This is a genomic window from Anaerobacillus sp. ABA4_114 (genome assembly GCF_056159065.1).
The window spans coordinates 2,176,209-2,197,103 of the sequence record NZ_JBSWUM010000001.1 but is presented as its reverse complement, the minus strand read 5'-3'; the positions used below and the strand labels follow the sequence as shown (position 1 = coordinate 2,197,103).

At 40.6% G+C, this 20,895-nt stretch carries 26 protein-coding genes, 1 tRNA gene and 1 pseudogene; 20 read left to right on the top strand and 8 right to left on the bottom strand.

Annotated features, from left to right (window positions below; genetic code table 11):
• Positions 1 to 19 precede the first annotated feature (19 nt).
• Positions 20 to 565, top strand: a complete 546-nt coding sequence (locus ACXAEY_RS11140) for a 2'-5' RNA ligase family protein (protein ID WP_474812038.1) — start codon at positions 20 to 22, stop codon at positions 563 to 565.
• 258 nt (positions 566 to 823) lie between these two features.
• Positions 824 to 1,054 (top strand): hypothetical protein, encoded by a 231-nt coding sequence (locus ACXAEY_RS11135; RefSeq protein WP_270181925.1) that lies wholly within the window; start codon positions 824 to 826, stop codon positions 1,052 to 1,054.
• Positions 1,055 to 1,123: 69 nt separating this feature from the next.
• On the opposite strand, the gene ACXAEY_RS11130 is transcribed toward ACXAEY_RS11135, so the two are convergent.
• On the bottom strand, positions 1,124 to 1,882 hold the full coding sequence (locus tag ACXAEY_RS11130; protein WP_474812036.1) for a sporulation protein: 759 nt from the start codon (positions 1,880 to 1,882) through the stop codon (positions 1,124 to 1,126).
• A 104-nt stretch (positions 1,883 to 1,986) separates the two neighbouring features.
• The gene (lexA, locus tag ACXAEY_RS11125; protein ID WP_270181927.1) at positions 1,987 to 2,607 is read right to left on the bottom strand and encodes a transcriptional repressor LexA; all 621 of its coding nucleotides are present in this window, start codon (positions 2,605 to 2,607) and stop codon (positions 1,987 to 1,989) included.
• Positions 2,608 to 2,760: 153 nt separating this feature from the next.
• Here lexA and yneA point away from each other — a divergent pair, with 153 nt between their 5' ends.
• The 10 genes from yneA (at position 2,761) to ACXAEY_RS11075 (ending at position 8,216) form a co-directional block, all read left to right on the top strand.
• Complete coding sequence (yneA, locus tag ACXAEY_RS11120; RefSeq protein ID WP_474812033.1) at positions 2,761 to 3,087, top strand: cell division suppressor protein YneA; 327 nt, start codon at positions 2,761 to 2,763, stop codon at positions 3,085 to 3,087.
• Entirely contained in the window at positions 3,084 to 3,734 is a 651-nt protein-coding gene (locus tag ACXAEY_RS11115) for a YneB family resolvase-like protein (RefSeq protein WP_474812031.1), read from the top strand. Before yneA ends, ACXAEY_RS11115 begins: the two co-directional genes overlap by 4 nt.
• A gap of 67 nt (positions 3,735 to 3,801) precedes the next feature.
• Entirely contained in the window at positions 3,802 to 4,038 is a 237-nt protein-coding gene (locus ACXAEY_RS11110; protein ID WP_270181930.1) for a DUF896 domain-containing protein, read from the top strand.
• Between the two features lie 118 nt (positions 4,039 to 4,156).
• Positions 4,157 to 4,441 carry a HesB/YadR/YfhF family protein gene (locus ACXAEY_RS11105; protein ID WP_270181931.1) on the top strand — a complete coding sequence of 95 codons (285 nt, stop codon included), beginning with the start codon at positions 4,157 to 4,159 and terminating at the stop codon, positions 4,439 to 4,441.
• Positions 4,442 to 4,591: 150 nt separating this feature from the next.
• Positions 4,592 to 5,035, top strand: a complete 444-nt coding sequence (gene sirA / locus ACXAEY_RS11100) for a sporulation inhibitor of replication protein SirA (protein ID WP_474812029.1) — start codon at positions 4,592 to 4,594, stop codon at positions 5,033 to 5,035.
• A 91-nt stretch (positions 5,036 to 5,126) separates the two neighbouring features.
• A complete protein-coding gene (locus ACXAEY_RS11095) occupies positions 5,127 to 5,351 on the top strand; it encodes a YneF family protein (protein WP_224882311.1) in 225 nt (74 codons plus the stop codon).
• A 113-nt stretch (positions 5,352 to 5,464) separates the two neighbouring features.
• Positions 5,465 to 6,331 (top strand): M15 family metallopeptidase, encoded by an 867-nt coding sequence (locus ACXAEY_RS11090; protein ID WP_270181933.1) that lies wholly within the window; start codon positions 5,465 to 5,467, stop codon positions 6,329 to 6,331.
• Positions 6,332 to 6,437: 106 nt separating this feature from the next.
• Positions 6,438 to 7,148: a cytochrome c biogenesis protein CcdA gene (locus ACXAEY_RS11085; protein ID WP_270181934.1), complete on the top strand. Its 711-nt coding sequence runs from the start codon at positions 6,438 to 6,440 to the stop codon at positions 7,146 to 7,148.
• A 19-nt stretch (positions 7,149 to 7,167) separates the two neighbouring features.
• Entirely contained in the window at positions 7,168 to 7,626 is a 459-nt protein-coding gene (locus ACXAEY_RS11080) for a Na(+)/H(+) antiporter subunit B (protein ID WP_270181935.1), read from the top strand.
• Positions 7,627 to 7,733: 107 nt separating this feature from the next.
• A complete protein-coding gene (locus tag ACXAEY_RS11075) occupies positions 7,734 to 8,216 on the top strand; it encodes a CcdC family protein (RefSeq protein WP_474812027.1) in 483 nt (160 codons plus the stop codon).
• A 33-nt stretch (positions 8,217 to 8,249) separates the two neighbouring features.
• Here the strand turns inward: ACXAEY_RS11075 and ACXAEY_RS11070 are convergent, their stop codons facing one another.
• The 3 genes from ACXAEY_RS11070 to ACXAEY_RS11060 form a co-directional block, all read right to left on the bottom strand.
• On the bottom strand, positions 8,250 to 8,675 hold the full coding sequence (locus tag ACXAEY_RS11070) for a DUF2621 domain-containing protein (protein WP_474812024.1): 426 nt from the start codon (positions 8,673 to 8,675) through the stop codon (positions 8,250 to 8,252).
• A 157-nt stretch (positions 8,676 to 8,832) separates the two neighbouring features.
• Positions 8,833 to 9,402 (bottom strand): hypothetical protein, encoded by a 570-nt coding sequence (locus tag ACXAEY_RS11065; RefSeq protein ID WP_474812021.1) that lies wholly within the window; start codon positions 9,400 to 9,402, stop codon positions 8,833 to 8,835.
• A 145-nt stretch (positions 9,403 to 9,547) separates the two neighbouring features.
• A tRNA-Sec gene (locus ACXAEY_RS11060) sits at positions 9,548 to 9,644 on the bottom strand.
• A gap of 436 nt (positions 9,645 to 10,080) precedes the next feature.
• Between ACXAEY_RS11060 and selB the strand changes: the two genes are divergently transcribed.
• From selB to phnC, 4 genes are read left to right on the top strand one after another with little or no spacing between them, the layout of a single operon-like run.
• Positions 10,081 to 11,973, top strand: a complete 1,893-nt coding sequence (gene selB, locus ACXAEY_RS11055; RefSeq protein ID WP_474812019.1) for a selenocysteine-specific translation elongation factor — start codon at positions 10,081 to 10,083, stop codon at positions 11,971 to 11,973.
• 7 nt (positions 11,974 to 11,980) lie between these two features.
• On the top strand, positions 11,981 to 12,856 hold the full coding sequence (gene phnD, locus ACXAEY_RS11050; protein WP_474812017.1) for a phosphate/phosphite/phosphonate ABC transporter substrate-binding protein: 876 nt from the start codon (positions 11,981 to 11,983) through the stop codon (positions 12,854 to 12,856).
• A gap of 2 nt (positions 12,857 to 12,858) precedes the next feature.
• Positions 12,859 to 13,611, top strand: a complete 753-nt coding sequence (gene phnE / locus ACXAEY_RS11045) for a phosphonate ABC transporter, permease protein PhnE (protein WP_474812015.1) — start codon at positions 12,859 to 12,861, stop codon at positions 13,609 to 13,611.
• Complete coding sequence (phnC, locus tag ACXAEY_RS11040; RefSeq protein WP_270181942.1) at positions 13,601 to 14,356, top strand: phosphonate ABC transporter ATP-binding protein; 756 nt, start codon at positions 13,601 to 13,603, stop codon at positions 14,354 to 14,356. The genes phnE and phnC overlap by 11 nt, the downstream gene beginning before the upstream one ends.
• Before the next feature lie 33 nt (positions 14,357 to 14,389).
• On the opposite strand, the gene selD is transcribed toward phnC, so the two are convergent.
• Positions 14,390 to 15,439 carry a selenide, water dikinase SelD gene (gene selD / locus ACXAEY_RS11035; protein WP_270181943.1) on the bottom strand — a complete coding sequence of 350 codons (1,050 nt, stop codon included), beginning with the start codon at positions 15,437 to 15,439 and terminating at the stop codon, positions 14,390 to 14,392.
• Positions 15,440 to 15,582: 143 nt separating this feature from the next.
• On the opposite strand from selD, the pseudogene ACXAEY_RS11030 reads away from it, so the two are divergent.
• Both ACXAEY_RS11030 and selA read left to right on the top strand, forming a co-directional pair.
• A pseudogene (locus ACXAEY_RS11030) lies at positions 15,583 to 15,774 on the top strand (Rdx family protein); the annotation flags it as partial.
• A 51-nt stretch (positions 15,775 to 15,825) separates the two neighbouring features.
• Positions 15,826 to 17,235, top strand: coding sequence for an L-seryl-tRNA(Sec) selenium transferase (gene selA / locus ACXAEY_RS11025; RefSeq protein ID WP_474812011.1), 1,410 nt, complete (start codon positions 15,826 to 15,828; stop codon positions 17,233 to 17,235).
• A gap of 27 nt (positions 17,236 to 17,262) precedes the next feature.
• Here the strand turns inward: selA and ACXAEY_RS11020 are convergent, their stop codons facing one another.
• Entirely contained in the window at positions 17,263 to 17,400 is a 138-nt protein-coding gene (locus ACXAEY_RS11020) for a small acid-soluble spore protein P (protein ID WP_224882334.1), read from the bottom strand.
• Positions 17,401 to 17,516: 116 nt separating this feature from the next.
• Here ACXAEY_RS11020 and ACXAEY_RS11015 point away from each other — a divergent pair, with 116 nt between their 5' ends.
• Entirely contained in the window at positions 17,517 to 17,777 is a 261-nt protein-coding gene (locus ACXAEY_RS11015; RefSeq protein ID WP_270181945.1) for a hypothetical protein, read from the top strand.
• Positions 17,778 to 17,820: 43 nt separating this feature from the next.
• Here the strand turns inward: ACXAEY_RS11015 and sspO are convergent, their stop codons facing one another.
• Entirely contained in the window at positions 17,821 to 17,970 is a 150-nt protein-coding gene (gene sspO / locus ACXAEY_RS11010) for a small acid-soluble spore protein O (protein ID WP_224882338.1), read from the bottom strand.
• Between the two features lie 191 nt (positions 17,971 to 18,161).
• On the opposite strand from sspO, the gene acnA reads away from it, so the two are divergent.
• The gene (gene acnA, locus ACXAEY_RS11005; protein WP_270181946.1) at positions 18,162 to 20,876 is read left to right on the top strand and encodes an aconitate hydratase AcnA; all 2,715 of its coding nucleotides are present in this window, start codon (positions 18,162 to 18,164) and stop codon (positions 20,874 to 20,876) included.
• Positions 20,877 to 20,895 lie beyond the last annotated feature (19 nt).

Genomic DNA, 20,895 nt, shown 5'->3' with positions numbered 1-20,895 from the left:
GTTAAAGGTGGCTAATTTCATGTTTTGGGTTGTAGCGTTATTTGATAAGAATACAGAACAAGAAATCAAAGCGATATGGGAAGAGCTAAAGCAAAACTCGATTTCTTTTTACTCAGAAGAAGTGAAAGATGCGAGACCTCATCTCACATTGGGACATTATTACGAATTAGATAAAGAGGCATTCATTAAAGGTATGAAAACATTTTATGAAGCAAAAGGTTGCTTCGAAATTACATTTAATACGATTGGATCCTTTTTAAATTATCAAACCCTATTTCTATCACCTACACATACAAAAAAACTATTAGAACTGCATTCAAATCACCATGATTTTTTTAGTGAGTTAAGTACGAATGCCAATCCATACTATGAACCTGATCAATGGATACCGCATTGTACGTTGGCAAATAACTTATCATCCGATAAACTCTCTGAAGCATTTAACTATTGTATGAAACGAATTCAAACACTTGAAGGAAGAGTTGAAGAAATTGCACTTATTGAATTGGTAGATGATGAAGGCTTTGATGCACCTATAATCTATACAAAGCCTTTAAAAGAGTAGTGATTCTTGATAGAAAATGTTTATTTGGAAGGAAAACAGCTACAAGAAGCTGTTTTTCTGTTAAGTAAAAGATTTGAAGATGTACTTAATTCCATCCCATAAAGCTAAGCTCGCTATTACGACTAAAATCAGTTTAGCAGTATTTTACACTAGGCACCTCCAAAGTTTTGTAACTGTAGTACGTACTAAATATGAGAAAAGTTTCGGTTCTTTTAAAGTTGTAGTGTAAGCATCGAAATGTGAAGGCGGTAGAAGAGAATGATATGGGTTATGACTCAAAATCTTGAAAGCTTCGTGAATGTGAAAGAAATAACTGTAAAAGATAACATGATCGAAGGGGTCATAGAGAGAAGATTCTTCATCGAATGGAAAAAGACGTTAGGAACGTTTGAATCGAACGAAAGAGCATTGGAAGTGCTTAAGGAATTGTATAACGGTATCGATGAAAGAGTCGGGAATATCACAAAGGTAGTAATACCATTAAAATAACGTGAACTCTCCGTAATCAAAAAACTGTCTCGATAAACAATCGAGACAGTTTTTTGTGAATCTATAACATTACTTTTTATATTGATCAATTTTTAGCTGTAATTTTCTTGCGATAACGTCAGATGAATCGTTCAGCTCTTGGTTTGTTAACGTCACTTTTGCAATGCTTTCGTCCATTTCCAAAGCTTCTGCAAACAATCCTCCGAGTCCGCGAGCGCGGCGATCGACTTCAAGCATGACATCTAAATGGTTATCGTGTAAAAAGAAGATCGCTTCGAGTTCATCTAAGTAAGCGCGATATTCCCCGCTAGGCGTGAATTCGAACTCTTGAACATAGCCGTAGCGAGACTGCTCCATTTCCACCTTTTTCACATGGAAGCCCAGGTAGCTTTCTAATGCTTCGATTACTTTTTTTACATGTGGATGTGGAGAAACTTGAATAAGGTCTCTATCTTTTGGATCAAGCGCCATCGGGATGTCTAGCCCTGTCTCAAACCATACTGGAAGCCTTCCGAGTGAAGCTGGCGTGTCGTATGGAAGTTGAATGGAAAACGGGATTTCTTTCGTTTCACCTTCTGAGATCTTCTCCTGATCAGCAACCTTATATTTCTTTAGCGCCACTTTTTCTCTTACTTTTTTATCATCTACTTCACGGATAGCTTCTGTCATAAGGAAGATATGAATCGCATCGATCGATTGCTCGATTTCACCACCCTTGATGACAACTTTACCATTAACGGTTTCCCCCGGAACGAAATAATCCTTCTCTAACTGCGTATCAACCTTTGCAGCACCTACTCCGACACTTGCTAGAAACTTCTTAAACATGATTTTCCACCTTTCATAATTAGCTGTTTCCTGATTATACGATAAGAGATAAAAAAAGGATTCATGTTTTTAGAATAAAAAAATAAGAAGCGCAATTTGCGCTTCTAGTGGATTGAACGAAATACACCGATGACTTTACCTAGAATGGAAACTGAATCAAGGATGATCGGCTCCATCGATGAATTCTCTGGTTGTAGGCGGAAGTAGTTGCTTTCTTTAAAGAATCGCTTAACCGTAGCTTCGCTATCTTCCGTCATCGCGACAACAATATCTCCGTTGTTCGCAGTAGGCTGTTGTTTCACAATTACCATGTCACCGTTATAAATGCCAGCTTCGATCATACTGTCACCTTCGATGATTAGCATGAACGTGTGCTCGTCATCTTGTACAAAGTGTTCTGGTAGAGGAAAATACTCTTCAACATTTTCGATCGCCGTTATCGGTTGGCCGGCAGTTACTTTACCAATGACCGGAATGTTCACCGTTTCTGGACGAGGAATATCGATCGTTTCATCTAGTCCGAGTACTTCGATTGCTCTTGGTTTCGTTGGGTCGCGTCGGATGTAACCTTTCTTCTCAAGTCTTGCAAGGTGTCCGTGGACAGTTGAGCTTGAAGCGAGTCCTACAGCTTCACCAATTTCTCTAACGGAGGGTGGATAACCCTTTTGTTTCACTTCGACTTTAATAAAGTCCAGAATATCCTGCTGACGGTTTGATAGTTTCATATCTCTGGCACCTCGTTCCAATCTATCTATTTGTTAGTAGTATACCAGAATTTTTGTTCGCATACAAACATAAGTTCGAAAATTCAGTTGACACGAACAGAGGTTCTGTTTATACTGAAACCAGAACAAATATTCGTATTCGGGGTGATTGGGATGAGAAAACAAGCTAGAGGCTTGTCTGGAATTGATTTTCTTGTCATTATATCTTTTGTGGCCGTATTAATATTCGTGTTTGTATCATTGAGAGCAGCAGCTGCTGAAGGGTATGATCGTTATACTGAAATTGAATTAGAGCGGGGAGATACTGTTCTTGAAATCGCAGAAGAATATCGTGATGCACATGAGCTGTCTGACCGTAATTTTATCAGCTGGGTGGAAGAAGCGAACAAAATAGATGCAGATCGAATAGTAGCAGGAGATACACTTATCATTCCTGTTGAGGCAAATGCAACAGCGCTGGGGGTAAAGGAAAAGGAATGAATGCAATCATATACTGTCGGGTAAGTACAAAGAAAGAAACACAGGAATCATCACTTGCCAGGCAAAAAGAAGAGCTGCAAAGATTTGCAGCTCAATCTGGTTTTACAGTACATAAAGTGATCGAGGAAAAGCACAGTGGATATGACATTGATCGAAATGGCATCTTAGAAGTTTTAGATTTGTTGAAAGAAGGCTCAGCAGACGTTCTTCTTATTCAAGATGAAACAAGATTAGGAAGAGGAAATGCTAAGATCGCCCTGCTTCATGCAATCCATAAGTATGGCGGAACGATTTATACAGTAAACCAGAACGGTGAGCTACAGCTATCTGAAGCTGATTCGATGGTCCTTGAAATCGTAAGTATCGTTGAGGAGTTTCAAAGGAAACTACATAACCTTAAAATAAAGCGAGGAATGGAGAAAGCGGTACGAGAGGGGTATAAGCCTCAGCGGAATTTAAGTGACCAACGGCACGGGGGAAGGGAACGAAAGATTGTTCCAATCGAAGAAATAGTGAATTTACGTGATAGAGGGTTAACGTTCCACGAGATTGCCGCTACGTTAAAAGGGTTTGGTTATGGAGCATCAAAAGCAACGGTTCATAGGCGCTACAAGGAGCATGTTGACGAATTGGAGAAGAAGCTATAAACTTGCCTGTGGTAACGACTTACGTTAGGATAAAAGTAATTAGATGTTATAAAGGAGTTATTTCTGTATGTTATCACAGGATAAAATAAAGCGAATTAATGAGCTCTCAAGAAAATCAAAAGAGTCTCAACTAACAGATCAAGAGAAAAAAGAACAAAAAGATCTTCGTCAAGAATATCTTCAAAGTCTTCGTTCTTCCTTTGAAAACCAACTTCATTCCATTAAGGTAGTGGATGAGACGGGCGATGACGTTACACCTGACAAGCTAAAAGAGAGTAAAAAAAATAGAGGTCCGATTCAGTAAAAATAGCCTAATTTTGCATTTCGCAAAATTAGGCTATTTTTTTGGTTGCAATTTTTAGAAAATTCGTTATACTGTACTATAACAAGGTGTTATATTACAAAGAGAGAGGATGGATAGGATGTTTGTTGTAACGGATTCAGCGGCTGAGTTTTACAAGAATGAAATGGAGCTTAATAATGGGGATTGTTTAAGACTTTTTGTAAGGTACGCTGGGAGTGGAGATAGCGGTGGATTTTCACTAGGAGTAATGTCTGATAAGCCTGCTACAGACGATTTCAAAAAAGAAGTTGGGGGAATCACTTACTTCGTGAAGCCGGGAGATGAATGGTTCGTTGATCGAATGAAACTAGATTATGATGCGAAGTGCGGTGGCGTTCTTTGCGACCTACCGAGCATGGCATAACATAAACCTGTACTATAACATATATGTTATAGTACAGGTTTTTTGGTTTCGACAAAACTAGTGGAAACTGAACTACAGGTATAGACAATCATCTTAATGAATTTCCTTTATACTTATGTTTATTATACAAGGTAGACAGGAGGAATCGATATGAGGCATTATGAGATGCACTTGATCAAGCAAGAAATAGCCGTTCAATATGGTGGAAAAGAACTCCTGTTATATCAACTATTTAATGAAAGAAAACGTACGCTTCGGAAAGAAGCAAAAGAATTGCTAGACAAACAAATTGAATTTATTTCAGAGTCTATCCCTGTAATAGATGTGAATCGATATCTTGTTTCAGAATTAGGTGGATTCCGGAATTATGAATATCGAAATGGAGGGCATTGTTTAACGATTTTACAATCGAAAAGTGACGGCTCTCTGTTTGTAAACCAAAAGAAAATCAACGTATATTCGAACGGTACATATGAAGCAGAGACGATCTTCTTTGAGGTGCTAAGAAAGCTCACTCCTACTTTCTTTGCCATCGATCATCAATCGAATCGATATGGATGGCTCAACCCGCTCAAAAAACAAAAGCTAGTTTAAACAAACCCTACTATTTTAGTAGACGTTATTGTATAATCAGGAAGGGTTGTAGTACACTAATGGAAGAGAAAGAATAAGGAGGAAATACAGCATGTGGTGGATGTATACGCTTGTGGGCGTTCTAGCATTAATTGCTGGGGCTGCGCTTGGCTTTTTTATTGCCCGCAAATATATGATGGATTATCTAAAGAAAAATCCCCCTATCAATGAAAATATGCTTCGCGTAATGATGATGCAAATGGGGCAAAAACCTTCTCAGAAGAAGATTAATCAGATGATGAAGGCTATGAATAGTCAAATGGATAATAACAAATAATGTACTGGCACTCTGGGAACAGAGTGCTTTTTATATGGAGAGGTTTTGGTTGACGGGCATATTCTAGATGATGATATGATAAGATAGACTATATTTTATTAGGAAGTGTTGAGATGACGGTAAGAAAGCTAGTATTCGTATCAGGGCTATCGCTCGCTCTTGTGGCAGGTTGTTCATCGAATGAGCAGAGTGATCAGACGATGAATGATGAAAAGTCGGAGCAGACTGAGCCTGATAAAGAAGAAAAAAACGAAGATAACAAGACCAATAGTGAAGCGAACGAAGAAAATAGCTCTTCAAATGAAGATACGAATCAAAATGGTGCGAATAACGAACCTGATGAGTCACAACAAAATGCTTATCCAGCTATGGGTGAAACGGTGACGGAAGAAAATGGCAAAAAAATCGTAACAAATCCTGATAGTATCTATGTTGTGGCTAACAAAAACAGAAATTTGCCGGCTGATTTTGTTCCGAAAAACCTTGTAGAACCTAATGTCCCTTTTTATGCAAATGAAGGTGATCCGAAGAGACTGATGGTAGACGAAGCAGCAAAGGCGCTTGAAGAAATGTTTGCAGCTGCAGAAGAAGCTGATATGCAAATCAAAGCTGTCTCTGGTTACCGTTCTTATGAAAGACAGGAAGCGATTTTTGCTTACAACGCAGAAAGATACGGTGCCGAGAAAGCAAATCAGGTGAGTGCACATGCAGGGCAGAGTGAACACCAGACAGGATTAACGATGGATATTAGTACACCTTCACTGAATGGTGCGTTAACTGAGAAGTTCGGGAGTACCCCTGAAGGTGAATGGGTAGCTGAAAATGCATACAAATACGGGTTTGTTGTGAGGTACCTTAAAGGAAAAGAAGACATTACTGGCTATCAATATGAGCCTTGGCATGTTCGGTATGTAGGAAAAGAAGCTGCCAAAGAAATTCATGAAGCTGGAATAACTCTTGAAGAATTCTTTGCAAAGTAAATCGTTACGTAATGTTCACACAATTTAATGTGAAAACCGGTACAATGGGGTTGAAACGATTTCAGAATGCGCATGCTAAGTGCGTGCATAGAACGGGAGTTAGGTTATGGCTGATTTAAATATTTTTTTAGCTTTTGGAGCGGGATTCCTGTCCTTTATCTCTCCTTGTGTATTGCCGCTTTATCCGGCGTTTATTTCATACATTACAGGGGTATCAGTAAATGACTTAAAAGAAGAACGGGGAATGATGCAGCGGAGAGCAATTCTACATACAGTATTCTTCTTATTAGGCTTTTCGATTATTTTTCTCGTTCTAGGAATGTCTGCTTCACTTATTGGAAACTTGTTTGTTCAATATAAAGACTTATTGAGACAAGTAGGGGCGATCTTAATTGTAGTTTTCGGACTCGTTGTCGTAGGGTTTTGGAAACCTTCTTTCCTTTTGAAAGATCGACGGTTAACGATTCGGAATCGTCCATCAGGCTTCATTGGATCTGTGTTGATCGGAATGGGCTTTGCTGCTGGTTGGACTCCATGTACTGGTCCGATTTTAGCAGCAGTTATCGCACTTGGTGTTTCAAACCCGGGAGCTGGTCTCTTCTATATGGTTGCATATACGCTAGGGTTTTCCATTCCGTTCTTCCTGTTATCATTCTTTATCGGAAAGTTACAGTGGATTAAGAAGAACAGCACAGTCATTATGAAAGCAGGCGGATATTTAATGATCGTTATGGGAGTATTGCTATACTTTAATTTCATGACGATGTTCACTTCATTCCTTGTTAACAATCTCTTTAACGGTTTTCAAGGATTCTAACTAGAAAGGATGCGACTCGATGCAACGTAGCAACGATCTTATTTTAAAAACAACAACGACGATCATCGTCTTTATCATCATGGGGTTCTCGATCTATCTCTTTTTCGCTGGTCATAATGCGCCAGGTGGCGGATTTATCGGTGGATTAATGACTTCTGGAGCGCTTGTGCTGCTTTATATCTCCTATGGATTTAAAACGATGGAACGGGTCATTCGGTTTGACTTCAAAAACTTTATTCCAATCGGATTGTTGATAGCGGTTTTAACTGGAATCGGCTCGTTTTTCTTCGGCCAGCCCTTTTTAAGCCATACGGATGCTTACTTTGAGCTTCCAATCCTAGGGCACACTCACTTGGCTACGGCGATTTTGTTTGATTTAGGGGTGTATTTTACAGTAGTTGGTGTTACGATGACGATTATTTTGAACATTGCTGCAGATGAAGGTGAAGAGGAGCTTTCCAAACAAAATACGCAATGATAAGAACAGGACGCTTGTCCTGTTCTTTTATGTGCGCTTGTTTTTTTCTGTTCTTACACATACAATGGAAATGATAAGCAGTAACCTGATAGGTGAGGGATGAAAATATGCTGATTTTCAGTACAGTAGTAGGAGCATTGATGGCTCTAGGTGTGATTATGATCAGGTTAAAGGCTTCCAAAAAACCTGCAACGATAAAGAAAATTATCCTACCGCCTTTTTTTATGGCGACAGGCTTTTTTATGTTTGTATTACCAGAAGCTAGAGTACCATTATATGAAGCGATGGAGGCACTGCTTGTTGGTGGGGCATTTTCGTTACTATTGATTCGTACTTCTAAATTTGAAATTAAAAACAATAAGATTTATTTAACACGTTCGAAAGCGTTTGTATTTATCTTGCTCGGATTACTCGTTGTAAGGATCGCTTTTAAAACCATAATCGGTCAGTCAATACCTGTCCTCCAAACGAGCTCACTGTTTTTTATACTTGCTTTTGGAATGATTGTGCCATGGCGCGTCGCTATGTATTATCAGTTTCGTAAAACAGAGAGAAGCCATAACCCTGAATTACATCAAAGTACATTATAAAAAACTCGTTTAGCATCATGCTAAACGAGTTTTTTAATGGAATAAATGCTGATATGGTGTAACATCGATCCGTTTATCATGTAATTTTTTGATAAGCCATTTATGATCTCTTTTTGGAGTTGCGATGATATATCCTCTAATAATGAGATCTTGCGTCATTTCCTTGCTGTTCTCTTTCAACGCAAGTTCACCGATCTTCCCAGCGATTTTATTTCTAGCAATATCACGGAATAGTTCTGGAACAGGAGATACCAATTCTTCTAAAAGCTTTTTTTGATCATTGTTCCACATGTGTTTCGTTTGTTGGATGTAATAGTCTTCCCAATCCAGTATGGATTTTCCATCTTCTTTAGGGAGACGCTTTAAGAATTTTCGGAACATGAAGAAACCGCCGATCGCCATTAGCGAGATCAACACGACTGTCCAACCGACGATAAAATACTGAAACCAACCTGCCATCGCATTCACCTCTCATGCTTTTGAACTCGGTCACATTATACGCTCAAAACACGCATAAATCAAGTAGAGTAGGGGAGTGGGGGCTACAATTTAGGACCTCTGAAAGGAATTGTAGGGAAACATTCTTACTTCTTTCATTTTCCTAGAGTAATAAAGCTTAATAGGTGATTCCTGTATCCTCTGACATGTTGTCACTTATTATTCCAACGCCTTTCACTTCATCGATTTCTACATCTTGTTGTATGGATGGATTTAGAGGGTACGTTCCTTCGGCAAAAGTTAGCTTCTTATAACTGGGCTCTATACCACCACCTGATACATACATAATGAGATCCTTCCAGCCGTTAGTGGATGTTTCACTAATGATAATTGGAGTTCTAACTAGACTGAATCGCGAAAGCATTTTGTATTCTTCATTGATCTTTTGGAAGATGAGTGCGCTGCAGCCTCCAGTTCCACAAACTAAAGGTCCTGACAAATAGACGAACGTTTCAGGGGTGCCATCCTCATTTAAATCGATACGGTTGTAATAGTACTTAACATCACCGGGCTGTAATTGAAAGATTTTACTGAAAGCTTCTTCTAATTTCTCGTCTTTATTTGTTTCTGATTTCATAAAACTTAGTGTAGCTGAATGTGGCTGTTGGATGGCATGAGTTTTATTGTAGGGTAGTCCTAGAAAACTAAATAGGACTACGAGGAAGAGTAGTTTATGTGAAGATTTCATAATAACTTTATTCACCTCGTTGTTTAGTACGTATTTAATGAATAGGCTAAACAATCCGTACAATTTCATTCGGTAGTTGAAAAAACGAGATAAATTGCATAAAAAAACTCTAATGAAACGTCATTAGAGGACTCAGGTGAAAAATTGGCGGGACCGTCTGGGAATCGAACCCAGCTGACCTGGCACGCAGGTCACAAGCGGTTTTGAAGACCGTGGCACTCACCAGACGTACAACCAGCCCCATTGCTATTAGAATGATAAAGCATACGTTTCATAGAATCAACTAATTTGAACGATTTGATTGCGTTTAGTTAGATATTTTGTGAGGTTATGTCGAATTAGCAAGAAACAGAACGATTAATAATTGATTCATTTAAGAAACCAGAAATTACGACAAATCTCGATGAAATCCATCATCTGACATTGTTCGACATTTGGAGTGAGTGGTACAGTTCTTGATTGAGAACTATAACAGGATGAGGGTTAGTACAGCGTGAAATAATCAGTATAACAGATGCTGATGTGGATAAATGTGCATAACTTTTTTCGTATACACGGTTGAATAAACATACATCGATGCATATTCAAGGTTTTAAAGTCGAAGGGCTTTCAGTTGCGTAGGGAACATTATTTCATTAATGTTAATGAAGGATGACTTCATTTAGGCAGGTGAGAAGAATGAATTATTACACGATAGGTCTTGCGGGACATATCGATCATGGAAAAACGACGTTAACTGGAGCGCTGACAGGAGTAGATACAGACCGTCTCAAGGAAGAAAAAGAGCGGAATGTTTCGATTGAGCCAGGATTTGCACCTTTCGAATTATCAGATGATATGAAAGTATCGATTATCGATGTACCTGGTCATGAACGATTTGTCAGGCAAATGATCGCTGGTGTAGCAGGAATCGATATAGTAATACCAGTTATTGCAGCGGATGAGGGTGTGATGCCTCAAACGAAGGAACATTTAGAAATCTTATCGCTTCTTGGCATTGAACGATCAATCATCGTTATTACGAAAGCAGATGCTGTTGACGAAGAGATGATTGAACTTGTAAAAGAAGATATTATCGAATACATATCTGGGTCTGCCTTTGAGGACGCTACTTTTCATGTAGTAGACAGTAAGTCTGGAAGAGGCATCGAGGCGTTAAAACATAGCATCCATGCTTATCTATTGGACGTGCCTTCAAGAAATAAAGTTGGACCGTTTCGTATGCCGATCGATCAAGTTTTTACTCTTCAAGGACATGGAACTGTTGTGAGAGGGACGATTTTTGACGGAGAGTTACAAGATGGACAACCCGTATCGATCGTTCCAAAGGGGATCGAAGCGAGGGTCAGACAAATCCAGTCTCATAATGAAAAAGTAAGCAAGGCATATGCTGGGCAGAGGGTTGCGATCAATCTTGCTGGCGTTGACCGCGATAATATTGATAGAGGTCAAGTTGTTGTAGCGAGCGATTATTATCATACTACGTCTACAGTAGACATTAGTTTGAAGATGGCTAAAACGATGTCTCATGAATTAAAGCAACGATCAACCGTTACCGTTCATATTGGAACTGCTGAAGTGAGGGGAACAATCGTATTTTTTGATCGGAATGTTTTAGAGTACGAAGAGGACGAAAAGGTCTTATGTCAACTACGTCTTCAAACTCCCATCTTAGCGAAGAAGAGTGACAGAGTGATCATTCGAAGGCCATCACCTGTTGAAACGATCGGTGGTGGATCGATTGTAAACGTAATGGGACAGAAATATAAATTTGGTAAAGAGACTGTCGAAATGCTTGAAAGAATGAGTATGGGGACACCATCAGAACAGCTTCAGCAGCTGCTTGATAAAGAGCTGCTACTTACGAAAGAAGAGATTCAACAAACACTTGGTATGGATGATCAAACTCTTTTAGAGCTAGAGAAGACGCCTGAGTTTGTTTTTGTTGAGGATGATGTTACAACACGAGTTATTCTCAATAGCGTTAGCTCTGAAATCGATGAGCGGTTACAGGATTATCATGATAAATATCCGATGAGACCCGGCATTCCGAAGGCAGAATTGATTCAGGAACTAAAGGCGAAGTACCCTGGTAAGCTAATCGAACGAACGTTAGATGAAACGGAGAATGTCATACGAAAGGGACCATATTTTTCGATTGAGAGTTTTATCCCATCCTTTCCAAAAGCCTGGAAAACAAGAATGGAGAATGTCGTAGTTGCTCTGAGAGATCAGGGGATGAACGCTTCACCGATCGATGTGCTTATTGATAAAGAAGGCATTCCATCAGAGGAAAAGGTCGAGTTAAAGCAATATTTAGTAGAGGAATCGGTAGCGATGGAGCTAACGAAAGATTTGATGATCCATCGCTCAGCGTGGGAGAAATCAAAGGATTTGTTGAAGAATGAAACGTCAACCTCTTTCACACTGCAGTCTGCAAAGGAAGTTCTAAGTGTGAGCCGGAAGTTTCTCGTTCCTTTTCTCGAAAGCCTAGATGAAAAAGGCTATACCGTAAGAGATGGACAAGAAAGAAGATGGCTCGATCGACGTAAACAAGAGAAATCGGAGTGATGGCAGTATGAAACGACTATTGAGTATATTATTGCTAGCTAGTGTTCTCGCTGGATGCAGCGATCAAGAGAATGAAAAAGAAGGTAGCGACTCATTCACGATTGGGGTTATTCCAGCTCAAACAGAAGGTGAAATCGATCAAGCGATGGATGAATTACAAGATGTACTTACAGATGAGCTAGATCAAGACGTGGAGATTACAACATTTCCAGACTACAATGGTGTCGTAGAAGCAATGAATTATGAACAGATCGATATGGCGTTCTTTGGCCCACTAACTTATGTGATCGCACATGAAAAGAGTGGGGCAGAAGCGATTGTCACCCAGCTTATCGATGGCGAACCGTTTTATCACTCTTACGTGATCACGCACAGCTCGAACAGCTGGACCTCACTAGAAAACTTTTTAGAAAGAAGTAATGAACGAAGCTTTGCGTTTGGTGATCCTAACTCGACGTCTGGTTCATTGATCCCTTCGATTGAACTGCAAGACAGAGAAGTATTCCAAGATCAAGATAATCATTCATTTCGTTCGGTTACGTACACAGGATCACACGACGCCACAGCACTAGCCGTACAGAATAAGCAAGTAGATGCGGGCGCAATTGACAGCGCAATCTACCATCAACTGATCGAGTCAGGAAAAATAGATGAAGAAAAACTAAAGGTAATCTGGGAGTCAGACAAGCTATTTCAGTACCCATGGGCTGTTGGGAAGGGTACAGATGATGAAACGAAAAAGAAATTGCAAGAGGTCTTTTTATCGATCGAGAATGAGACGATTTTAAATGCGTTCGGTGCTTCTGGATTTACTGAAGCTCGTAATCAAGACTATGAAAGTATACGAGATGCCGCTGTGAAGCAGGGTCTTATTAAGGAATAATCATGATTTGGTTCAATTGGAAGCACGTAGCCGGTGCACTACTGATCCTAGCCACCACGATTTGGAGTATTAGGATCACTAATTTCGATTTAAGTAAACTTCGCGCATTGACCAACATGGTGGATTTCCTTTCAAACTGGTTTCCTCTCAATTTAGAGGTTGTTCCTCGAATGTTAGAAGCGAGTTTAGTGACACTGGGGATGGCTTTCTTAGGAAGTTTTCTTGGGCTATTAATAGCTCTCCCGCTTAGTCTACTCGCTGCGAAAAACACTGCGGGGCGATTCTATAAAGGTACTCGGATACTATTAAGCTTCTTTCGGTCTATTCCTGAAATCGTGTTAGGCTTAATGTTCCTTACAGTTGTTGGCCCCGGACCGTTTGCTGCAACACTTGCGATCATCTTTCATAACGCGAGTGTATTGAGTAAGTTGATTGGAGAATTGATCGAGGCGGCGGATAAGGGGCAACAAGAAGCTATGAAAGCTGTTGGTGCGCCAACAATTACGCGTGCTTTGTTCGGGATTTTTCCGCAAATATGGCCGAACGTCCTTTCACATTACTTTTATCGATTTGAAGTAGCGGTTCGAACATCATTAATTCTAGGCCTTGTCGGCGGAGGAGGCATTGGACAGCAGTTATTTGTTCATTTTAAAACCTTTCAGTATTCGACTGTAGCCGTTGATGTTCTTATCATCATGGTGATCGTGATTGCAGTTGATTTTTTAGGAAGTCGGGTGAGGCAAGATGTTATGTAAGGATGAACTGATAACAATCACGGACGGTACAGTGACGTATGGTCGAACAGAATCCGCCGCGATTGAGGGTGTGTCTTTAACTTTTTCTAGAGGAGAGTTTGTTTGTGTTTTAGGCAAAACAGGGGCAGGGAAGTCTACCTTAATCCGTACACTGAATGGGCTCGAGCCTCTTTCAAAAGGTACGGTTTCTTATCAAAACCAGTCATACGATCGATTAGATGATGAAGGGTTACGTAGGATTCGAAGAAATATGGGCATGATTTTCCAACAACATCAATTGATCCCCCGGCTATCTGTCTTGCAAAACGTTTATACCGGTTTATTCGGTTATCACTCCACATTTCAGAACGTACTCGGTTTGTTTTCTAAAGAAGAAAAATTGAAAGCACAAGAGGTACTTGAACAGGTCGAACTGTTACCGTTTCAAAACCAGCGCGCTGATCAGCTGAGTGGTGGACAAAAACAACGAGTCGGTATTGCGAGAGCTCTTGTGCAGTCTCCATATGTGTTTTTAGGGGACGAACCTGTGGCTAGCTTAGATCCTGGTACTGCAGATCGGATTTTCCTTTTGATCAAGCAAATCCATGAAGAACAAAAGCTGCTAACGATCGTGAATGTCCATAGTGTAAAGCTTGCCCTTCGGTATGCGACTCGGATCGTAGCATTAAAGGATGGCAGGGTTGTCTTTGATGATGTGCCTGAGAAATTCACAGAGGAAATAGAGAACGACTTGTATGAACGATAAAAAGCCGTAGGATTGAATTCCTACGGCTTTTTTTTACCGATATGCATGGATGAATGATGATTGTTTTTCTGTAACATTCCCAATGACGTCTGCCTTTTTTCCTTTGTTTTTCATCCGCTCTACATATGCGTGTGCTTGGCTTTCAGGCATACTGATCAGAAGGCCGCCCGACGTAACTGCGTCACATAAGATAAGCTCTTCTAGTTCGCTTAGGTTCGTATACTGAACAGATTGAGAGATCCAGCGATGATTCGCTTTCGAGCCTCCAGGAATGAAGCCTTGTTCGGCTAACTCGTGTGTACCTTCAAGAACTGGTACTTTTTCAAAATCAACTTCGATACTGACATTACTTCCTGTTGCCATTTCATAGCAATGTCCGAGTAAGCCAAATCCTGTAACATCTGTCACAGCATTCGGTTCGAAATAGCCGAGTTCTTCAGATGCAACTTTATTCAGTTCTGCCATCGTGTCTGAGACGATATCAAGCCTTTCGCTTGATAGTTTTTGTGGCTTGATTGCTGTCGTATGGATGCCAACTCCAATCGGTTTTGTTAAAACAATCGCATCACCTGGTTTCGCACCAACATTCGCATAGAACTTGTCTGGATGAACAATACCAGTCACCGACAACCCAAACTTAGGTTCTTGATCATCGATCGAATGGCCTCCTGCAATCACTGCCCCTGCTTCTTCTACTTTATCGCTAGCTCCTTTTAAGATAGAAGATAGTATCTCAGGAGCGAGTTTTTTAATTGGAAAGCCAACAATGTTTAAAACTGTTTTCGGAACACCGCCCATCGCATACACGTCACTTAATGAGTTCGCAGCTGCGATTTGCCCAAACATATATGGATCATCGACGATCGGTGTGAAAAAGTCGACAGTTTGGATCATGGCGATTTCATCGGTCAATCGATACACGCCTGCATCATCGGAGGTTTCGACTCCAACTAGTAAATTTGGATCTGTCTTTTTATTAGGTAAGTGACGCAAAACTTGCGCCAGGTCCTCAGGACCAAGCTTACATCCTCAACCACCTTTTGTTGAGAGAGACGTAAGACGAATTTTTTCTTCACTCGACATCGTACCACCTCCTCACATAAGTATAATTCTTTTGTTTCGATTTTTGAAATGATATAGTATGGGCAACATAATAAAAAAAAGGAGGAACAAAGTTGAAGTATACTGTTTCAATTGAATTCTGCATGCAGTGAAACTATGCACCTAAAGCCGCGAGTTTCGCGGAGGAACTTTTCAATCATTTCCGCCATGACATTACTACTCTAGAAATGAAACCAGGATTTAAAGGCGCTTTTGAGGTTACCGTGAATGGTAACAAGCTTCATTCCAAGCATGAAACAGGAGAATATCCGAAATTAGATCGCTTTATTAAAGAGATGGAACAGATGAAGGAGTAGGTAGACACCCCAGGAAGGGTGTCTTTCCTTCATTATTAGGAGTTGATACCGTTGAAAACACTAGTTAGGGAGCTTCCTCCCATTCATCAAATACAGCATGCATTTAGACGAAGTGACCTTGCCGGAGTCTATCCAGAAGAAAGGCTAACCCACCTAATCCAGGAAGAGGTTAATGAACTTCGTAGTAGTTTACTTAATGAGAATTATTCTGGTAGTTCAAGGACAAGAGAGGAATTTCAAAAAGAGATAATCGAGAAATTGGAACAGAGCGCGATAGCAAAACTTACTCCAAATCTTCGTCCTGTGATCAATGCAACAGGAGTGGTATTACATACGAATCTAGGCCGTGCTCGACTTAGTGAACGAGCGCTGACAGGTCTAACAGACGTTGCACGTAGCTACTCGACTCTGGAGTATAACCTTTCTACAGGGAAGAGAGGTTCTAGGCACGATATTGCTGAAAGCTTGATTTGTGAAGCTACTGGAGCTGAAGCAGCCATGGTCGTTAATAACAATGCTGCGGCAGTATACTTAGTGCTACGTGCTTTAGCGAATGAACAAGAAGTGATCGTTTCAAGAGGCGAGCTCGTTGAAATCGGAGGATCGTTTCGTGTTTCTTCAATCATGAGGGAGAGTGGAGCATTATTAAAAGAAGTTGGTACAACAAATAAAACACATCTTTATGATTATGAAGAGGCCGTTTCTGAAAATACGTCCATGATTATGAAAGTACATCGTAGTAATTTCTCTATTGTTGGGTTTACTGAAGAAGTGGAGCGGAAAACATTATCAAGTTTTGCAAGAAGTAATCAGGTTATCTATTACGAAGATTTAGGAAGCGGTGCAATCTTTGATTATCATAAATATGGGATCGGTGAGGAACCTACCGTACCGACTGTGTTAAAAGAAGGTGCAGACATTGTCTCGTTTAGTGGCGATAAGCTGCTTGGTGGACCACAGGCAGGGATTATCGCTGGTAAAAAAGCGCTCATCGATCACCTGAAAAAGCATCAGTTAGCAAGAGTATTACGAGTGGACAAATTTACTTTAACTGCTTTAGAAAGTACGTTACAGCAGCACTTGATGAATGAAGAAACGAACATTCCTGTCGTGAGGGATATCTTATTATCAAAAGAGGAAATAAACGTAAGATCGCGTGACTTTATCGAAACCTTACATGAAAAAACAACGGGGTACCATACTGAAATTCTAGAAGATGTTTCTCAAGTAGGCGGTGGTACCATGCCTGAAGTTAACCTCGATACGTTCGTAATCGCTATTACCTCTGACCGGCTTACAAGTAATGAGCTTGAGAAAGGCTTGAGGGAATTCGAAGTTCCGGTGATTGCAAGGCTAAAAGAAGATCGAATCCTACTGGACCTTAGAACGGTCAGTAAGGATGAAGAGATGTATATAATCGACGCGTTACGGTCGATCTCATCAAAAAAAGGCGACGAATAGGTCGCCTTTTTTTATAGTATAAAATAATTAAAACCCTTCACCATTTTTTTGTCTCGTCTGATTACGTTTCTTAACTTTATGTGAGCCTTTCATTGGCTCTTGTTGGCCAGTTTGACCTTTGGGGGCATTTTTACGCATGTCTTTAAACGTGTTGCTTTCTGTCATGGTTTATCCCTCCTTTACGGTTAGTATTTGCATGGAGGTTCATCTTATACGACTGGAATAGCAAGCCTTATTTTGGATAAAACTATGGTGAAACCATTGGATAAGGAGGCCGAGCGATGCCATATAACAAAGACAAACAGCAGGCATTTCAAGCAGCTCAACAAGGATATGATCAGGCGATAGACGCGAGTAAGGAAGTCGTCGATACGAGCAGTGATTACGGAAAAGACCTGAAACATCTCCAACAAGAAGTAGGGGAAGCGATGTCACAAATTGAAGGAGCACTAGTGAACGCCTCAGAACATCAGCGTGAACAACTGCTTCAGTTTCAGAAAGATTTACAATCCATACAAGCTGAAATGAACAAAGACGTTTAAACGGAAAACCCGTCATTTTCTGATGACGGGTTTGGTATTTCATCTATTGACGTTTCTTCGTTTTTTTGTTGAACGCACGCTGTTCTGCGGACAGATGCTCGTGAGCATATTCATTATCAGATCCCGCTCCGTTCCCCTGTGCATCAGCATCGTTCATTCCAGGACGTACGCCATTCGCTTTACGCTTACCCATCAGCTTTCACCTCCACCATGTTACTTTGTCCTCAGGCCGTCAAAATATGTAGTGATAAGGTAAACTTATGAAGTATAATAACAATCTTGTTATTTACTTATGTTTGAAAAACTACTAATATGGATAAAGGGAAGTTGAAAGCGTTTTTGCAACTACCGCTTTGTTATGCAATTTGAAGGAGGGAACTACATATGGCAAATCATGAACTTTATAATTCAAAATCAACGTTCGATGCTAATGGTAAAACATATTCATTCTACCGCTTACAAGCGCTAGAAGAAGCAGGCATCGCAAATGTTAGCAAGCTCCCTTACACGATTAAGATCTTACTTGAATCCGTGCTGCGTCAGTACGACGGTAAGGTAATTAAAGAGGAGCACATTGAAAACCTCGCTAAATGGGGAACTAGCGAGCAAAAGACTGATATCGACGTACCGTTTAAACCTTCTCGCGTTATCCTACAGGATTTTACTGGAGTACCAGCAGTTGTTGACCTTGCGTCACTTCGTAAAGCGATGGCTGATATGGGCGGAGATCCTGATAAGATCAACCCTGAAATTCCGGTTGACCTTGTTATTGACCACTCTGTTCAAGTTGATAAATATGCTTCTGAAGATGCATTAGAATTTAACATGAATAAAGAATTCGAACGTAACCTTGAGCGTTATAAATTCCTTAAATGGGCGCAAGATTCTTTCGATAACTACCGCGCTGTTCCACCAGCAACTGGAATCGTTCACCAAGTTAACTTGGAGTACGTAGCAAATGTTGTACAAGAAAACAGCTTTGACGGTGAAAATGTCGCTTATCCAGATACTTTGTTTGGAACAGATTCACATACAACGATGATCAACGGTCTAGGTGTTCTTGGTTGGGGTGTAGGTGGAATTGAAGCTGAAGCTGGAATGCTTGGTCAGCCTTCCTATTTCCCAGTACCAGAAGTTATCGGTGTGAAGCTAACGGGTGAACTTGCAAGTGGAACGACTGCAACTGACCTTGCGCTAAAAGTTACGCAGCTACTTCGTGAAAAGAAAGTAGTAGGTAAGTTTGTTGAATTCTTCGGTCCTGGTCTATCTAGCATGCCGCTTGCAGACCGTGCGACGATTTCAAATATGGCTCCTGAACAAGGGTCTACATGTAGCTTTTTCCCTGTAGACGAAGAAGCTCTTGAGTATATGCGCTTAACTGGACGCTCAGAAGAGCACATCAACCTTGTGCGTGAGTACTGTAAAGCAAATGGTCTCTACTATACGCCAGAATCAGAGGATCCTGAGTTCTCTAGCGTCGTAGAACTTGATCTTTCAACAGTTGAGCCAAGTTTAGCTGGACCTAAACGTCCACAAGATTTGATCCCTCTTTCTAGCATGAAAGAAGAGTTCAATAAAGCGCTTGTTGCTCCTCAAGGTAACCAGGGGCTAGGCATGGATAAGGATGAAATCAAGAAAGAAACAACTGTAAAGTTCCATGATGGTAAAGAGGTAACGATGAAAACAGGTGCGGTTGCAATTGCTGCGATCACAAGCTGTACGAACACGTCGAACCCTTCCGTAATGCTTGGTGCTGCACTTCTTGCGAAGAAAGCAGTCGAAAAAGGACTTCAAGTACCTGAATATGTTAAAACAAGTCTTGCTCCAGGATCTAAAGTTGTAACGGATTACCTCGAGAAGTCTGGACTAATGCCATATCTTAAAGATCTTGGATTCCACCTTGTAGGTTATGGTTGTACAACATGTATCGGTAACTCAGGTCCACTTAAAGAAGAGATCGAAGACGCGGTAGCAAAGAGCGATCTAACAGTAACATCTGTTCTTTCTGGTAACCGTAACTTTGAAGGTCGTATTCATCCATTAGTAAAAGCAAACTATCTTGCTTCACCACCACTAGTCGTTGCTTACGCACTTGCAGGAAGTGTAAACTTTGACCTTCACAATGAATCATTCGGTAAAGACAAAGATGGCAATGACGTGTATTTGAAAGACCTCTGGCCATCTCCTGAAGAAGTAAAAGAAGCTGTAGCAGAAACGGTTACTCCTGAAATGTTTAAGCGTCAATACAAAACTGTTTTTGAAGAAAACGAGCGTTGGAACCAGTTGAGCACGAGTGAAGGCGATCTTTACAACTGGGATGAAGAGTCAACTTATATTCAAAACCCTCCTTTCTTCGAAAACCTTTCAAAAGATCCAGAAGCGATTCATGAGCTCAAAAACATGAGAGCCATCGCGAAGTTTGGCGATTCAGTAACGACGGACCACATTTCTCCAGCAGGTGCCATCGCGAAGGATATGCCAGCAGGTCAATATCTTCAAGACAAAGGTGTTCGTCCGATCGACTTTAACTCCTATGGTTCTCGCCGAGGAAACCATGAAGTCATGATGAGAGGAACGTTCGGAAACATTCGTATTCGTAACCAAATCGCACCGGACACTGAGGGTGGCTGGACGACGTATTGGAAAACAGAAGATGTTATGCCAATCTACGATGCAGCGATGAAGTATAAAGAAGACGGAACTGACCTGATTGTTCTTGCAGGTAAAGATTACGGTATGGGAAGCTCGCGTGACTGGGCTGCAAAAGGAACTAACCTTCTTGGTATTAAAACAGTCATCGCAGAGAGCTACGAAAGAATCCACAGAAGTAACCTCGTATTGATGGGTGTATTACCACTTCAATTCAAAGAGGGAGATTCTGCTGACTCTCTTGGCCTAACTGGGAAAGAAACATTCGCAGTAGAAATTACTGAAAATGTTAAGCCTCGTGAAGAAATTAAAGTAACGGCTATTTCTCCAGAAGGTGATGAGAAGACGTTTAATGTAGTCGCTCGTTTCGATAGCGAAGTAGAGATCGATTACTATCGTCACGGTGGAATTCTACAAATGGTTCTTCGTGACAAGTTACAAGCAAATTAATAAAAGTTCTAGACCGTCG

Bases quoted from the DNA above. Each gene is read 5' to 3' on its own strand.
- ACXAEY_RS11140 (WP_474812038.1), top strand. From the start codon at position 20: ATGTTTTGGGTTGTAGCGTTATTTGATAAGAATACAGAACAAGAAATC.
- ACXAEY_RS11135 (WP_270181925.1), top strand. From the start codon at position 824: ATGATATGGGTTATGACTCAAAATCTTGAAAGCTTCGTGAATGTGAAA.
- ACXAEY_RS11130 (WP_474812036.1), bottom strand. From the start codon at position 1,882: ATGTTTAAGAAGTTTCTAGCAAGTGTCGGAGTAGGTGCTGCAAAGGTT.
- lexA (WP_270181927.1), bottom strand. From the start codon at position 2,607: ATGAAACTATCAAACCGTCAGCAGGATATTCTGGACTTTATTAAAGTC.
- yneA (WP_474812033.1), top strand. From the start codon at position 2,761: ATGAGAAAACAAGCTAGAGGCTTGTCTGGAATTGATTTTCTTGTCATT.
- ACXAEY_RS11115 (WP_474812031.1), top strand. From the start codon at position 3,084: ATGAATGCAATCATATACTGTCGGGTAAGTACAAAGAAAGAAACACAG.
- ACXAEY_RS11110 (WP_270181930.1), top strand. From the start codon at position 3,802: ATGTTATCACAGGATAAAATAAAGCGAATTAATGAGCTCTCAAGAAAA.
- ACXAEY_RS11105 (WP_270181931.1), top strand. From the start codon at position 4,157: ATGTTTGTTGTAACGGATTCAGCGGCTGAGTTTTACAAGAATGAAATG.
- sirA (WP_474812029.1), top strand. From the start codon at position 4,592: ATGAGGCATTATGAGATGCACTTGATCAAGCAAGAAATAGCCGTTCAA.
- ACXAEY_RS11095 (WP_224882311.1), top strand. From the start codon at position 5,127: ATGTGGTGGATGTATACGCTTGTGGGCGTTCTAGCATTAATTGCTGGG.
- ACXAEY_RS11090 (WP_270181933.1), top strand. From the start codon at position 5,465: ATGACGGTAAGAAAGCTAGTATTCGTATCAGGGCTATCGCTCGCTCTT.
- ACXAEY_RS11085 (WP_270181934.1), top strand. From the start codon at position 6,438: ATGGCTGATTTAAATATTTTTTTAGCTTTTGGAGCGGGATTCCTGTCC.
- ACXAEY_RS11080 (WP_270181935.1), top strand. From the start codon at position 7,168: ATGCAACGTAGCAACGATCTTATTTTAAAAACAACAACGACGATCATC.
- ACXAEY_RS11075 (WP_474812027.1), top strand. From the start codon at position 7,734: ATGCTGATTTTCAGTACAGTAGTAGGAGCATTGATGGCTCTAGGTGTG.
- ACXAEY_RS11070 (WP_474812024.1), bottom strand. From the start codon at position 8,675: ATGGCAGGTTGGTTTCAGTATTTTATCGTCGGTTGGACAGTCGTGTTG.
- ACXAEY_RS11065 (WP_474812021.1), bottom strand. From the start codon at position 9,402: ATGAAATCTTCACATAAACTACTCTTCCTCGTAGTCCTATTTAGTTTT.
- selB (WP_474812019.1), top strand. From the start codon at position 10,081: ATGAATTATTACACGATAGGTCTTGCGGGACATATCGATCATGGAAAA.
- phnD (WP_474812017.1), top strand. From the start codon at position 11,981: ATGAAACGACTATTGAGTATATTATTGCTAGCTAGTGTTCTCGCTGGA.
- phnE (WP_474812015.1), top strand. From the start codon at position 12,859: ATGATTTGGTTCAATTGGAAGCACGTAGCCGGTGCACTACTGATCCTA.
- phnC (WP_270181942.1), top strand. From the start codon at position 13,601: ATGTTATGTAAGGATGAACTGATAACAATCACGGACGGTACAGTGACG.
- ACXAEY_RS11020 (WP_224882334.1), bottom strand. From the start codon at position 17,400: ATGACAGAAAGCAACACGTTTAAAGACATGCGTAAAAATGCCCCCAAA.
- ACXAEY_RS11015 (WP_270181945.1), top strand. From the start codon at position 17,517: ATGCCATATAACAAAGACAAACAGCAGGCATTTCAAGCAGCTCAACAA.
- sspO (WP_224882338.1), bottom strand. From the start codon at position 17,970: ATGGGTAAGCGTAAAGCGAATGGCGTACGTCCTGGAATGAACGATGCT.
- acnA (WP_270181946.1), top strand. From the start codon at position 18,162: ATGGCAAATCATGAACTTTATAATTCAAAATCAACGTTCGATGCTAAT.